The sequence below is a fragment of the Virgibacillus tibetensis genome (assembly GCF_036026595.1).
Classification (GTDB): domain Bacteria; phylum Bacillota; class Bacilli; order Bacillales; family Amphibacillaceae; genus Virgibacillus_P; species Virgibacillus_P tibetensis.
In genome coordinates this window covers 375,319-389,711 of the sequence record NZ_JARZFX010000002.1, presented here as the reverse complement: position 1 = coordinate 389,711, position 14,393 = coordinate 375,319, and the positions used below count along the sequence as shown (strand labels likewise).

The window sequence follows — 14,393 nt, the reverse complement described above, 5'->3', positions numbered from 1 at the left end:
AATTGCAATCTAAATACTGAATGACTCGGACATTGCAATAAATTCGCGTACAGCATGTGGTACGTATTTGTCCTTTTTCCAGATCATCCCTAATTCCAGATTGACGACAGACCTGGTAAAAGGAATGGCTTTAATTTTATCATTGTTTATTTTGACGCAGATTTTACTTGGTAATAAGGCAATCCCTAATTTTGCTTCAACCATTTCAATCATAAAATCCTTTTGCGAACTCTCACAGACGACATTCGGATAATATCCATGACTTTCGCATGCTTCTATAATTCTGTCATGGAGAGAGAAGTCATTCCGATACATAATAAAAGGCTCTTTTTCAATACGTGGAAAATCGATTTCTTCTCTTTGCGCCAGTGGACTGTCTTTATGCACAATAAGCATTAATGGATCTTTTAATAGTTTAATTGTATTAAAGTTTTCTTTTTGAATAGGCAAATTACAGATTAAACCAATATCAAGCTCGCCCTCACTTACACCGTGCTTAATTTTATTGCTGCCAACTTCATTTAGAATCATATTAATGGAGGGGTAAGCTTCTTTGAAATTGCTTATTAATTTAGAAAAAAACGCGGCACCTATAATCGGGGGAATCCCAATTTTGATTTCCCCTTTTTTTAAATCAATGACATCATTCAGTTCAGATGTTAAATTTTCAAAAGCGTCAAGTACAGTTTTCGCGTTAACTAAGAAAGCTTGTCCCGCATCTGTCAGTTCTAATTGTTTAGCTCCTCTATAAAAAAGTGGTGCCCCCAGTTCAGTCTCCAGTTTTTTAATTGTCTTGCTTAAGGAAGGCTGTGAGATATGAAGAACAGCAGCGGCTCTCGTGAAACTAAGCTGTCTCGCAACCTCTGCAAAATATTCTACTTGCCTGATATCCAAGTTTGCTCCCCCTTCACTATCAAAATAACTAATTGTATCCCCAGTATACATTACGGTATAGCCAAAAGGAATAACGTTCATGCAAAACATGTATTTTTGTTTCTGGCCTGTTCCCATTAGAATAGGAGATATAGTAAGGAAAGGGAGGAATAAGGAATGGGAGTTTATGTGAAAACAGGCAATCTTCAAGTTGCAAGAGAGCTTTATGATTTTGTAAATCTGGAAGCACTGCCTGATACGGGTCTTGAAAGGGAAACATTTTGGAAAGACTTAGATAAGCTAGTCTCTGATTTGGCTCCGAAAAACAAGGCGTTATTAGCTGAGCGTGAAGTACTTCAAAAACAGATCGATGAATGGCATAAAGTAAATGAAATGTTTGATAGTGATAAATACACAGCATTTTTGGAAGAAATCGGGTACCTGGAATCTCCAGTAGAGGATTTTAATATAACGACGGAGAATGTTGATGATGTCATCACTCTTCAAGCAGGACCACAGCTTGTTGTGCCTATTGATAATGCACGCTATGCAATAAATGCTGCCAACGCACGTTGGGGTTCACTTTATGATGCACTATACGGAACTGATGCAATCAGTGAAGAAGGCGGAGCTGAGAAGCAAGGTGGATACAACCCAGTTCGTGGTGAAAAAGTAATCGCTTTTGCTAAAAAATTCCTTGATCAAAACATACCACTTCAGACATCCTCACACCAAGATGCAACAGATTATTCCATTGTCAGCGGAAAATTAGAAGTAAGACTTAAGAACGGGGAGACAACAGAACTTAAAGATACTGCTAAATTTGCTGGTTATCAGGGTTCTGCAGCTGAACCTATTGCTGTTTTATTTAAAAATAACGGGTTGCATTTTGAAATTCAAATTGACCGCAATCATCCGATCGGAAAAACAGATGAAGCTGGGGTTAAGGATGTGTTCTTAGAGTCCGCAACCTCAACCATAATGGACTGCGAAGATTCCGTTGCAGCTGTGGATGCCGAAGATAAAACGCTTGTATACCGCAATTGGCTTGGACTGAATAGAGGCGACCTTACGTCTGTATTTACCAAAGGCGACAAAGAAGTAACGCGTACATTAAATCCTGATCGAAGCTACACAGGGCCGAAAGGTGAGGAAGTTACTCTATCTGGTCGTGTGCTGATGTTCATCCGAAATGTTGGTCACTTAATGACAAACAACGCAATACTGGATGAAAACGGGCACGAAGTACCTGAAGGAATTATGGACGGTGTGTTTACAAGTTTGATGGCTAAGCACGGTCTCTTAGGCAATGGCCCATACCAAAATTCTTCGAAGGGTTCTGTGTATATTGTTAAGCCGAAGATGCACGGTTCCAAAGAAGTGGCTTTCGCAAATGAGCTATTTAATCGTGTAGAAGATATGCTTGAGATGAAGCGCAACACACTTAAAATTGGCGTAATGGATGAAGAACGCCGCACCAGCTTGAACTTGAAAAATTGTATTAACGAAGTAAAAGAGCGAATTGTTTTCATTAATACAGGTTTCCTGGATCGTACAGGCGATGAGATTCATACCTCAATGGAAGCAGGTCCAATGATCCGAAAAGGTGAAATGAAATCGTCAACCTGGCTGAATAGCTATGAGAAGAATAATGTCCGTATTGGACTGGATGCTGGTTTGCAGGGCAAAGCGCAAATTGGCAAAGGGATGTGGGCAATGCCGGATTTAATGGCTGATATGCTGGAGCAAAAGACAGGTCACTTAAAAGCAGGTGGAAACACAGCCTGGGTTCCATCACCAACAGCGGCAACATTGCATGCGCTTCATTACCATGAAATTGACGTGCGCAAAGTGCAAACAGAATTGCAAGAAGAAGTACAGAATTACCGTGACGATATTTTACAAATTCCTGTTGTAAAAAATATAAACTGGTCTGCTGAGCAAATTCAAGAAGAGCTTGATAATAGTGCACAGACCTTGCTTGGGTATGTTGTTCGATGGGTTGAGCAGGGTGTCGGCTGTTCCAAAGTTCCCGACATCAACAACGTAGCGCTGATGGAAGACCGGGCAACATTACGTATTTCCAGCCAAATGATGGCCAACTGGCTGCATCATGGTATTTGTACTGAAGAACAAACGTTGGATACACTGAAACGCATGGCAAAAATTGTGGACGAACAAAATGCAGGAGATGCATTATATCGCCCAATGGCACCAAGTTTCAATGACTCAATAGCTTTCCAGGCAGCATGCGACCTTGTTTTCAAAGGTAAAGAGCAACCAAGTGGCTATACTGAACCGATTCTTCACCGTCGCCGTCTGGAAGCAAAAGAGAAGTATCCAGTTAAAAGTTAATATAGAGGAGGGGGCTAGCAGGTTAGGTCCCCTCTATTTGTGCTGTTTGGTGATGTGGGGTGGCCGGGTTGCTGTCTCCTGAGTTGGTGTTGCTGTGTCCCGAGTTAGTGATGCTGCGTCCCGGCTGTGGCTCCACAACTCGGCATCGCATTAATAATTTGTCGAGTTTTGTTAGTTAACGTAGTATTGCATAAATATTTGGATTTTTTAGAAAACAGCCTTGACTTTGTTAAATTACAGTGGTTTACTATAGAAAAAGTTATCAGATATCTGATAACTGAACCATGTTCGTAAAAAATGAAAGGTGGTATTCAAGTGCTCCGGGCTGAGAAGATCTCGACAAAAAAAGTTTCTGAGATTGTTGTTGAACAAATAGAAGACTGGATTCGTACTGAAAAAGTAATGCCAGAGGAGAAACTGCCATCTGTTAGAGAACTATGTGACATGTTTGAAGTCGGACGCTCTGCCGTGCGTGATGCGTTAACAACGCTGAAAGGTAAAGGGCTGGTTGTCGTAAAGCATGGTGAAGGTACTTTTGTTTGTCATAGGAACACCTCGCACCTTTTTCCTGATTTGATGCTTTTAAGCAAAAGGGATATAAGTGAACTTTATCAAGTCCGAAAAATAGTAGAAGCAGGCGTTGTTGAAGTGGCTGCTCAAAACGCAACAGCAGATCAGCTTGAAAGGATGAACCTGGCGTTGGGTGAATTATCAAGGGCTGAAACGGTAGAGGCATGGGAAGCGGATTATCTATTTCATCAGACGATAGCAGAAGCATGTGCTAACGATATTTTAACTGATTTAATGAAAGCGGTTTCAGATACCATGAAGAAAGGAATAATGGATTGCCATCGGTTGATTTTATCAGATAAGAAATTATCAGCCGATATTGCAGGTCAGCATATTGCAATCTATGAGGCTATAAAAGCAAATGATCCAATAAGCGCGCGAAAAGCAATGCTAAGTCACCTTACATATGTAGAAGAGTTACTTAATAGTCACCTGCAAGATTCAAGTAATGAATGAAGGGGGAACAGCAACATGATTTCTTCAGGTACAGAAGGGGTTTTACCAATCAAAGGAATTTTACCGAAAGAGCAAATCAAACAGAATGAGGATCAAGGTCATCCGCTAGGTAACGGAGGGGTACAGATAGTGGAAGCCCACTCAGAAGAAGATATTTCGAGAGTGCTGGCATATGCAAACGAACATAATAAAACGGTAAATGTTGTGTCAGGTGGGACAAAGCGGGGCTACGGCGGCGTAATGGAACAGGCGGATATTTTATTATCGCTTGCGAACTACAAAGGAATTGTCGAGCATTCGGTTGGTGACCTGACGTTGACGGTAAAACCAGGAACCACATTAAAGGAAATTACAGATGAATTAACTAAAACAGGACAGCGAATTGCACTGGATACTTCCTGGCCAGAGCTGGCAACAATCGGCGGTATTGTCGCAGCAAATGACAGTGGGGCAAAAAGACTGCTCTACGGGTCTGCGAGAGACTTGGTTATCGGTACCAGGATCGTTTACTCAGATGGAAGAGTTATTCGCACAGGCGGTAAAGTAGTAAAAAACGTGGCGGGTTATGACATGAATAAGCTCTTTATCGGTTCGATGGGAACACTTGGTGTGATTAGTGAAATTACGATTAAATTGCGTCCGCTCCCGAAATATGAGGGGTTGTCTCTACTGCAGTTTCCTGCTGGCAATGAACAGGCAATACGGGATTTCTCCGTGCTTATTCTTGATTCGATGATGGAGCCGGTCTCGCTGGAAATTTTATCCCCTACGATCGCTGAAAAAATGACGGGTAAACCTCACTATACACTGGCAATTGCATTTGAAGACAGGGAGAATGCCGTTCTGGAACAGGAAAAATGGGTGATGGAACATTTACCAGCAGGTGTGGAACATATTGTACTGCATGAAGAAGAAGCAAGGCAGTGGTGGAAAAAATTCCGTCATGTTGGACCTAATGGCTACAATGATGAACCAAACGATGCAACTACCCAAGCTGCCTTGAAAATAGGGAGTAATAATTTAGATGTCCTCGTTAACCTGGAGCTGGCTGAGGAACTTGCGGAGATACACTCTATCTCAATCGAAGCGCACGGTGGCTTGGGCCATGGCATTTCACGGGTATATGTAAAGGGTTTTTCTGAAAATATAGTTTCATACATTAGAGCACTACGAACAAACGTCGAAGAAAGACACGGATATGTCGTTTGTACACATTTACCATTTCTATTAAGGGAAACGGTAGGGGTTTGGGGTGAGGAGCCAGGGTATTTTGCGCTGCTGGAAGGTATTAAACGAACAAATGACCCAAAGGAAATCCTAAACCGCCACCGTTTTGTAGGAGGTATATAAGATGAGTGTGCACGAGAAGGGATTAGCAAATTTGGTTGATACTGCAAAAAACGGAGCTGCATGTCAAACGAAGACATTAGGAAACTTTCTTTGGGATGATCTTCCCAATGAAAATAAATGGGCAGACTGTGTTCACTGTGGCATGTGTCTGGAAGCTTGTCCGACGTATCAGGAAACAGGTGAAGAACAACATTCACCAAGAGGGCGTGTTTATTTAATCAAAGCTGTTGCTGAAGGGAAAATTGATGTGAATGAAGCTTTTTCCAAACCCGTCTTTGATTGTCTTGATTGTCGTGCTTGTGAAACGGCATGTCCGGCAGACGTCCAAGTGGGGGGGTTGATTGAAGAAGCTCGAGGTCAAATTCGCCAGGCGATGCCTTTAACAGGTTTTACCGGAATGCTCAGCAAGACAGCATTAAAAGGTGTTTTTCCACATCAGAATCGTTTGAATATGCTTGGTGGGTTGATGCGGTTTTACCAAAAGAGCGGGATCCAAACTGTTGCAAGGAAAACAGGGATGCTTCATGTGATGCCAGCGCATTTGAAAGATATGGAGTCCGTTCTTCCGAAAGTGGGAAAACCGGTGCTGGGCAGGTATCCGGAAATTGTTCCAGCTGAAGGGGAGACCAGACAACGAGTAGGAATCTTAACTGGCTGTGTCATGGATGTCATGTTCAGTGACGTTAACGAAGCGACAATTCGTGTGTTGACACATAACGGATTTGAGGTTGGCATGCCGAAAAGCCAGGGATGCTGTGGTGCGCTTCATATTCATGCTGGCGAACGAGACACAGCAAAGAAGCTGGCAAAACAAAATATGGAGGCTTTTAAAGATTACGATAAAGTACTTGTAAATGCAGCTGGCTGCGGAAGTGCGTTACAGGAATATCATGAACTGTTCAGAAATGACCCCGAGATGCTGCCTTTAGCAGAAGAATTTTCGGAAAAAGTTGAAGATGTATCCAAGTTCTTGTATGACACTGATTTTAAACGTCCAAAAGCAGAAATGAAAACCAAAATAACCTATCATGATGCTTGTCATCTGGCGCACGGTCAAGGTATACGCTTTGAACCTCGTCAGCTATTAAACGAAATCCCAGGCGTGGAAATGGTCGAGTTGCCAGATGCCGACAGATGCTGTGGCAGTGCGGGAATCTATAATCTTACACATCCTGAGATGGCAGGGGCACTCCTTGATCGTAAAATGGATGACGTGCCTGAGAATATCGAGATGATTTCGATGGGAAATCCTGGTTGTATGCTCCAGATCGCGATGGGTGTTAAAAAACATGGCAGAAGTGAGAAGGTTGTCCATACCGTTCAACTGCTGGATTGGGCTTATGAGAAAGATAAAGCGGAAGCAAGCAAACGGGTAGAATCATAATTGAAAAGGAGGTGAAAGGTATGTTTGGGAAAAAGCGACAAAGACAAAAACCGGATGCTGTTGTTCAACAATTAATGGATATTGTTGGTGAAAGTGCAGTTCTTTATTTAAAGGAAGACCTCATTTCTTATGAATGTGATGGCTATACGATGTCAAAGGGGATGCCAAAAGCCGTTGTTTTTGTGAAAAATACAAAACAGGTTTCCGATGTTGTGAAATGTTTAAACAACGAAGAAATTCCATATATTGCACGAGGTGCTGGTACTGGTCTGAGTGGAGGAGCAACTCCATTGGGAGGAGAGGTGCTGATCAGTCTGGTTCGGATGAAGAAGATGCTTCATCTGGATTTGGAAAATAGAAAAGCAGTGGTCGAACCTGGTTATATCAACCTGAAGCTCACCCAATCCATTTCAGATAAGGGCTACTATTACGCGCCTGACCCATCAAGCCAATATGCATTTACCATTGGTGGTAATGTTGCTGAGAATTCAGGTGGCGCTCACTGTTTGAAATATGGTGTTACGACAAATCATATCTTAGGCCTTGAAATTGTACTGCCTAGTGGTGAAATTGTAGATCTTGGTTCAGAAGGGGTTCCTGATCGTCCGGGATATGATTTGCTCGGACTATTGACAGGCTCAGAAGGAACGCTTGGGATTGTGACCAAAATTACTGTAAAAGTGTTGAAAAACCCTGAGGGGAAGAAAACGGTTCTGGCTTATTATGATGATATTGATGATGCCAGCCAGGCAGTTTCAGAGATTATTGCAGCAGGGATTATTCCAGCAGCACTTGAAATGATGGATTCTATCGCCATTGAAGGTGTGGAATCAGCTGCTTATCCAGTTGGGCATCCAAGAGACATTGCAGCATTCCTGCTTATTGAAGTAGATGGAATCGCTGCTGGAATTGAAGATCAAATTAATGAGATCCTTGCTGTATGTAAGAAAAATAATGTTCGTGAAGTAAAAGTAGCAAAAGATGAAGCAGAGCGAGGTCTTTGGTGGGCAAACCGCAAAATGGGCTTTGGAGCAATGGGGGCAATTTCTCCTGACTACCTTGTTCAGGATGGTGTTATTCCGAGAACACGCTTGCCTGAAGTTCTTACAAAAATTACTGAAATTAGTAAAAAATATGAGCTTCGTATCGCGAATATTTTCCATGCAGGCGATGGCAATCTGCATCCACTCATATTATTCGATGCAAGTATTCCAGGTGAAAGTGAACGTGCTTCTAAAGCGGGTTCCGAATGTCTGAAAGCCTGCGCTGATGTTGGCGGTTCGATTACTGGTGAACACGGTGTCGGAATTGAAAAATCAGCTGAAATGCGTTTTATATTCAGTGACGAAGAAATGGCAGCACAAACGGATATACGTGCTGTGTTTAATCCAGACGATCTATTAAATCCAGGAAAACTATTCCCGGAGCCTGGCCGTTGTGCTGAAGTGAAACAGGAATTAAAGAAAGCAGAAGTACACTAGTTTACTAGTTTTACAAGAAAGAGGTGGGTTGAATGCTCACCTCAACAGATGGAAACGGAGGAATGACACAATGAAATTCGCTAGATTTACAAAACAAAATGAAACAGAAATTTTGCAAGGAGTCGTAACAGACAATGGGATCCAACAAATTAAGGGGGACATATTCTCGGATTGGAAACATACAGATTTAATACATAACCCAGAAGAGCTTGAACTTTTGGCGCCGCTTACAGCACGACATGTTATTGGTATTGGTGCCAACTATGTCGGAAAAATAGAAGACTTACCTTCTGAGCTGCCTGAGATCCCGGTGTTTTTCTATAAGCCACTATCGTCCGTTATTGGGAGCGGGAAACCAATTGTTATCCCAGCTAAAATTGACGAAGTGAAATTCGAATCCGAGCTGGCGGTTGTAATTGGCAAACGTACAAGCAATATATCTGAAGAAGAGGTGGCCGATCATATTTTTGGCTATACCATAGCCAATGATGTAACCGCACCGCAATTCTTTCATGAGGCTGGGCATTGGATGGTTGGAAAGTCATTCAACACATTCACACCACTTGGTCCCTATATCGAAACAGAACTTGATCCTGACAAGATCAGGGTGGAAGCATACTTAAATGGTAACAAGAAGCAGGACAGTGGAACCGCTTTAATGATCGTTTCCATGAAGAAGATGATTGCTTACTTATCCAGTGTCATGACATTGGAAGCAGGTGATGTAATTCTTACTGGTAGTCCGTTAGGGGCAGAAATGATGAAAGATGGGGATGAAATCAGCTGTGAAATTGCCGGAATTGGTGAACTGCGCAATGTTGTAAAACAGGGATAATCTGAATCACAATAAAGGAATGGAAAAGCCAGCGAATGTACGTTATATAACAATATTATCTTTTTCATGATCGTGTTTGTCATGAAATAAGGAACAAATATTGTTATTTAATATAATAAAACCTTTTAAGGGGGAATTGAATTGGGAAATGGAACATTAGCTGTACTGGCCTTATTACCGATTATCGTTGTTGCCGTTTTTCTAGTCGGTCTTAAATGGCCAGCAAGTAAAGCAATGCCGCTTTCCTACATCGTTGCTGTTCTACTGGCACTATTCGTTTGGGATGTAGCATTTCCACAGGTTGCTGCTGCTTCTGTTCATGGTCTGATCGTAGCTGTTACGCTTTTATTCATTATTTTCGGTGCGATTTTACTATTGAACACACTGCAAGAAAGTGGGGGTCTTCACACCATTCGTCGCGGTTTTACCGACATTACACCAGACCGCCGTATTCAAGTAATTATCATCGCTTGGCTTTTCGGTTCATTTATTGAAGGTTCAGCAGGGTTTGGTACACCTGCAGCAGTTGCAGTACCATTATTGGTTGGGCTGGGATTCCCGGCGATGGCCGCCGTAGTATCTGGCATGGTTATTCAAAGTACACCAGTATCATTTGGTGCAGTCGGAACACCGATGATAGTTGGGGTGGGTACTGGTATTGAGCCACTTGCCCAAATTACAGATGTTTCTGCATTTGTATTTGGTGTCGCTGGTAAGGTGGCCCTGCTCCATGCCATTGCGGGTCTGTTAATCCCATTATTTTTAGTCGGCATATTAACCCGGTTTTTTGGGAAAAACAAATCATTCAGTGAGGGCTTACAGGTGTGGAAGTTCGCCATTTTTGCTTCTTTAGCGATGACAATACCATATGTTATCGTTGCTAATTTATTAGGACCTGAGTTTCCTGCAATGATTGGTGGCTTAATAGGGTTGGCTATCGTTATTCCTGCGGCTAAACGTGGATTTCTTATGCCAAAAGAAGATGACATTTGGGACTTCGAAGCAAAAGACCGCTGGGATCCAACATGGACTGGGCGTGTTGAGCTGAAACATAGTGATATTTATGCAGGTAAAATAAGTATGTGGCGTGCATGGGCTCCATACGTTTTAATTGCTGTCCTATTACTAGTTTCAAGGTTAACTGTAGTTGGAGATTGGCTTAAATCTGTCACACTATCGTTACCAAATATTTTTGGGACAGAAATATCGTCCAGTTGGCAAATTCTATTCTCTCCAGGATTTATTTTTATCGTCGTGGCCGTATTTACGTACTATATGCATGGAATGAAAGGGCAGGAGTTTGCTCGTGCTTGGAAGGATTCGGGTAAAACGATGATTCTTGCAGGTTCGGCACTTGTCTTTACTGTTCCAATGGTACAGGTGTTTCTTAACTCAGGTGGCGGGGCTGCAGGGTATCCGGAAATGCCACTTGCTCTGGCAGAAGGTGTTGCAGGTCTTGCAGGGTCTGTGTATCCGATCTTTGCAACGTTTGTCGGAGGACTCGGCGCATTTGTAGCTGGTAGTAATACTGTTAGTAATATGATGTTCTCGCTCTTCCAGTTTGGCGTAGGTGAGCGAATTGGCGGGGACGCAACATGGATGGTTGCACTCCAGGCAGTTGGTGGTGCAGCTGGAAATATGATCTGTGTGCATAACGTTGTCGCAGCATCAGCAGTGGTTGGCCTAGTAGGAAAAGAAGGGCATGTTATTCGTAAAACGCTTCTTCCGTTCTTCTATTATGCTCTGTTGATCGGTTCGATCGGTTATTCCATTATGTGGACTGCCGACAAAGGTATCTTCAACATCGGATCCATTATCGCCGTGATCATTTGGGGAATTGTTATTTATATTATCGCAACGAATAATAGACGGTTGAATGCGATTCAACAGAAACGCAACATCGCATAAGATAATTATTTAGTGCAACTTTCATAAAAAAACACATGAGAAAACTTTTCTCATGTGTTTTTGTTCCTTATATATTATTTAGGTAACTTGCTCATGGTGACATAAATAGAGACGTTGTTTTCACCTGTGTTCGTAAAAGCTAAATTTTCATCACCGGTAACATGAATAACATCATCTTTAGTTACTTCGACGGCAATTTCATCAATCGTAAATGTTCCATTTCCCTGCAGTACATGCAGATATAATTCATGTCCAGGATGATAATGTGCGGGCAGCTGCTGCTTCGGTAAAAAGTTCAAAACGAACAGAGTGCTGGTTTCATTCTTAAATACGTTTGTTTTCGTAAACTTATTTTCATCAAATGTTTGTGCTGATATGATTGATTTCTTTTCCAAAGGTATCCTCCTTTTATGGCTAACTATTGGGATTGTACTATATAATTTCAATCCTATATTAAAGAAGTACGTATTACAAACTAGTGTAAATCTGCTCTGCTAAACGATTAGTAACTTTTCATTTTCCCTGTTCTTATAATAACATGTTTTAAATACGGCAGGATCCATCTGTCTAAGCCATACCTTCCAGCATTATTTCCAGCTATCACAAGAAATACAGACATTGTTGCCATTTGCGCGTCAATTATGCCAGACCCGCTGAATAGGAAGGAGAGGTTCATGGTGATCCCCATGAGAGCTGCAAAGTTGGTGAAAATGCCCAGAATAAGGGCGATACCCACTAATAATTCACCCCACGTAACCATAATTGAAAAGAATCCCTGGTAGGGTAATGCTACAGTTTCCAAAAATACTGCCCACCAGCCGGGCACCGCCGAACTCTCGGTTGCTACCTTGATAAATCCACCCGCATCAAATCCCCCACTGGTCAACTTTCCAAATCCAGCTGTCATCCATCTAAACCCAATATATATTCTTAATAGAGCCAAAATACCAGCAACTGCTTTATTGCTTCTGATAAAATTCATAATCATGTAAACCAGCTCCTTAACTATGTTTCTTATTTGTTGTTTGATTCATTGTGTAATAATTCACAATGAGCTGTAAAGGTGTATGTAGCACAGTTAAATCATACCATGATACTAAAAATACAGAATTGGTATACTACATTATTCGCAATATAGTAACAAAGTTATGACAGAAATCTGACATTAACAGCATGCCAATAGTGTTAATAGCAGCCACTTTCTGGTATGGATATATTTTGACGAATGGTTTGCTGGATTAAACGTAGAAATTACTTAGGGAGGGGCGAGTAATAAATAAAATTGACATAGTGAAAACTGTGCACATAAAAACGCTGCACCAAGCTTTGCTCGGTACAGCGCCAGATTTCACAATTTATTTTTTAGAAGCTGAAGAACTATTTTTTCGTTCTGACATCCAAACTTCTTTCGTGTAGGCCATCTCCCAGAACGCAAGCTCATACTCTTTAGCAATTACGAACTGTTCTTTCATTTTTTCTTTCTCTTTTTCATTCGCATCTTCAGCTATTCGATTCAGCAAGTCGATCTGATCCTGGGTGGATGCATGGAACCATTCACTGGCGTAGGTGTTAATCCAATTTTGATAGATTGCTTCAGATGGTTTTACGTTCTGATAGGTCTTTCCAATATCGGCATAGAGCCAATAGCAAGGAAGCAGTGCAGCAATTGTCTGACCGAGGCTGCCTGATAGGGCCGCACGGTATAAATGAGAAGTATAAGCATATGCTGTCGGCGCTGGTTTAAACTGATTCAGTTCTTTATCTGTAATATTCAGGATAGCTGCATGTTCTTTATGAACAGTTAGTTCTGCCTCTGCAGTATGTTTTGCTTTATCAGCAAGCATAGCAGTGATCCGGAAGTCATCGGCCTGTGCAGCCGCCAACGCATGTACCTTTCCAAAATGATTTAAATAGTAGATATCCTGTAAAATATAATACTTAAAAGTTTCCAATGGTAAATCTCCATTTGCAATACCTGTAACAAAAGGATGATTTAGGCTTTGTTCCCAGCTGTTTCTTGTAGCCTCTCTTAATGTTTCTGTAAATAGCATACAAAAATTCCTCCTCTTAGTTTGTTTCCGACTGATAGAGGAGGAAAGAGAAGCACTTAAAGGAATCCCTATGAAACTATCCCTTAAAAAGGACAGATTGGTTGAATAGTTAAGTGACTTTCCACTTCCCTCCGCTGGTGCTAACCAGATCAGGTTCTAAGGGTCATAAGTCTCAGCCTTAAACAAGGCTCCCCTAGCGGAAACGATTTATGAAATTATATATTCAGCCTATCACATGTAAAACTAAAGTCAACTATTGTTGCAGACATAACAAAAAGGACAGCCAGTTAGCTGCCCTTTTTAATTATTTTGTGCCAAACAGGCGGTCGCCTGCATCGCCAAAGCCGGGGATGATATAGCTTTTGTCATTTAATCCCTGATCTATGGATGCGGTGAATATGTCTACTTCCGGATGGTCTTTATGTATCGCATCGATTCCCTCTTGTACGGCAATAAGACATAAGAATTTAATATTTACTGCACCTCTGTCTTTCAACGCCTGGATAGCTGCTGAGGCGGAACCGCCAGTTGCCAGCATTGGATCAACGACGATTAGCTCCCGTCCTTGTATGTCTGTTGGCAGTTTAACGTAGTATTCAATTGCTTTTAATGTTTCAGGGTCGCGGTATAAACCTATATGGCCTACTTTAGCGACCGGGATCATTCTTGTAATACCATTAACCATGCCCAATCCTGCGCGCATGATTGGTACAATTCCAATTTTCTTGCCAGATAATTTCTTTGCATTCATTTTTTTAATTGGTGTTTCAATTGTTACTACTTGCAGCGCCAGATTTCGGGTCAGTTCATAGGCCATTAAAGTAGATATCTCATCTACTAACTCACGGAATTCCTTTGGTCCGGTATTTTTATCTCGAATAATGGTTAATTTATGTTGAATTAATGGGTGGTCCAGGACATGCACTTTTTTGACCATTATAATAACCTCCTTTGTAACATTAAATTAAATAGTACAGTAGAAAATTTAAAATGACAAGAATCTCGAAATGTTTCTTTTTCGTCCCATAAATTATTCAAATCACTCAATATAATATATGAGTTTGAAAAAAAGAGATTATACGTAACAGTTATCAAAGTTGGTTTTATATAAGTTATAGAGTGAGCCATCT

Annotated in this window: 12 protein-coding genes and 1 riboswitch; of the genes, 7 read left to right on the top strand and 5 right to left on the bottom strand. The window is 41.4% G+C overall.

Annotated elements, in window-relative coordinates:
• Window positions 1-9 precede the first annotated feature (9 nt).
• Window positions 10-894, bottom strand: coding sequence for a LysR family transcriptional regulator (locus tag QGM71_RS06665; RefSeq protein ID WP_327606746.1), 885 nt, complete (start codon window positions 892-894; stop codon window positions 10-12).
• A gap of 156 nt (window positions 895-1,050) precedes the next feature.
• On the opposite strand from QGM71_RS06665, the gene QGM71_RS06660 reads away from it, so the two are divergent.
• The 7 genes from QGM71_RS06660 (at window position 1,051) to QGM71_RS06630 (ending at window position 11,212) form a co-directional block, all read left to right on the top strand.
• Window positions 1,051-3,228: a malate synthase G gene (locus tag QGM71_RS06660; RefSeq protein WP_327606745.1), complete on the top strand. Its 2,178-nt coding sequence runs from the start codon at window positions 1,051-1,053 to the stop codon at window positions 3,226-3,228.
• A gap of 315 nt (window positions 3,229-3,543) precedes the next feature.
• Window positions 3,544-4,254 (top strand): FadR/GntR family transcriptional regulator, encoded by a 711-nt coding sequence (locus QGM71_RS06655; protein ID WP_327606744.1) that lies wholly within the window; start codon window positions 3,544-3,546, stop codon window positions 4,252-4,254.
• Window positions 4,255-4,269: 15 nt separating this feature from the next.
• A complete protein-coding gene (locus tag QGM71_RS06650; RefSeq protein ID WP_327606743.1) occupies window positions 4,270-5,604 on the top strand; it encodes an FAD-binding oxidoreductase in 1,335 nt (444 codons plus the stop codon).
• Between the two features lies 1 nt (window position 5,605).
• Entirely contained in the window at window positions 5,606-6,988 is a 1,383-nt protein-coding gene (locus tag QGM71_RS06645) for a (Fe-S)-binding protein (protein ID WP_327606742.1), read from the top strand.
• Window positions 6,989-7,008: 20 nt separating this feature from the next.
• Window positions 7,009-8,469, top strand: coding sequence for an FAD-linked oxidase C-terminal domain-containing protein (locus QGM71_RS06640; protein WP_327606741.1), 1,461 nt, complete (start codon window positions 7,009-7,011; stop codon window positions 8,467-8,469).
• Window positions 8,470-8,539: 70 nt separating this feature from the next.
• Entirely contained in the window at window positions 8,540-9,304 is a 765-nt protein-coding gene (locus tag QGM71_RS06635; RefSeq protein ID WP_327606740.1) for a fumarylacetoacetate hydrolase family protein, read from the top strand.
• Window positions 9,305-9,445: 141 nt separating this feature from the next.
• Complete coding sequence (locus tag QGM71_RS06630; protein ID WP_327606739.1) at window positions 9,446-11,212, top strand: L-lactate permease; 1,767 nt, start codon at window positions 9,446-9,448, stop codon at window positions 11,210-11,212.
• Between the two features lie 74 nt (window positions 11,213-11,286).
• Here the strand turns inward: QGM71_RS06630 and QGM71_RS06625 are convergent, their stop codons facing one another.
• From QGM71_RS06625 to upp, 4 genes are all read right to left on the bottom strand, one after another.
• Entirely contained in the window at window positions 11,287-11,607 is a 321-nt protein-coding gene (locus QGM71_RS06625; RefSeq protein WP_327606738.1) for a cupin domain-containing protein, read from the bottom strand.
• Window positions 11,608-11,714: 107 nt separating this feature from the next.
• Window positions 11,715-12,200 (bottom strand): DoxX family protein, encoded by a 486-nt coding sequence (locus QGM71_RS06620; protein WP_327606737.1) that lies wholly within the window; start codon window positions 12,198-12,200, stop codon window positions 11,715-11,717.
• A gap of 367 nt (window positions 12,201-12,567) precedes the next feature.
• Window positions 12,568-13,263, bottom strand: coding sequence for a thiaminase II (gene tenA / locus QGM71_RS06615; RefSeq protein WP_327606736.1), 696 nt, complete (start codon window positions 13,261-13,263; stop codon window positions 12,568-12,570).
• A 109-nt stretch (window positions 13,264-13,372) separates the two neighbouring features.
• Window positions 13,373-13,468: riboswitch (TPP riboswitch) on the bottom strand.
• Window positions 13,469-13,567: 99 nt separating this feature from the next.
• Complete coding sequence (gene upp / locus QGM71_RS06610) at window positions 13,568-14,200, bottom strand: uracil phosphoribosyltransferase (RefSeq protein ID WP_327606735.1); 633 nt, start codon at window positions 14,198-14,200, stop codon at window positions 13,568-13,570.
• Between the last annotated feature and the right edge of the window lie 193 nt (window positions 14,201-14,393).

Bases quoted from the DNA above. Each gene is read 5' to 3' on its own strand.
- QGM71_RS06660 (WP_327606745.1), top strand. From the start codon at position 1,051: ATGGGAGTTTATGTGAAAACAGGCAATCTTCAAGTTGCAAGAGAGCTT.
- QGM71_RS06650 (WP_327606743.1), top strand. From the start codon at position 4,270: ATGATTTCTTCAGGTACAGAAGGGGTTTTACCAATCAAAGGAATTTTA.
- QGM71_RS06645 (WP_327606742.1), top strand. From the start codon at position 5,606: ATGAGTGTGCACGAGAAGGGATTAGCAAATTTGGTTGATACTGCAAAA.
- QGM71_RS06640 (WP_327606741.1), top strand. From the start codon at position 7,009: ATGTTTGGGAAAAAGCGACAAAGACAAAAACCGGATGCTGTTGTTCAA.
- QGM71_RS06635 (WP_327606740.1), top strand. From the start codon at position 8,540: ATGAAATTCGCTAGATTTACAAAACAAAATGAAACAGAAATTTTGCAA.
- QGM71_RS06620 (WP_327606737.1), bottom strand. From the start codon at position 12,200: ATGATTATGAATTTTATCAGAAGCAATAAAGCAGTTGCTGGTATTTTG.
- tenA (WP_327606736.1), bottom strand. From the start codon at position 13,263: ATGCTATTTACAGAAACATTAAGAGAGGCTACAAGAAACAGCTGGGAA.
- upp (WP_327606735.1), bottom strand. From the start codon at position 14,200: ATGGTCAAAAAAGTGCATGTCCTGGACCACCCATTAATTCAACATAAA.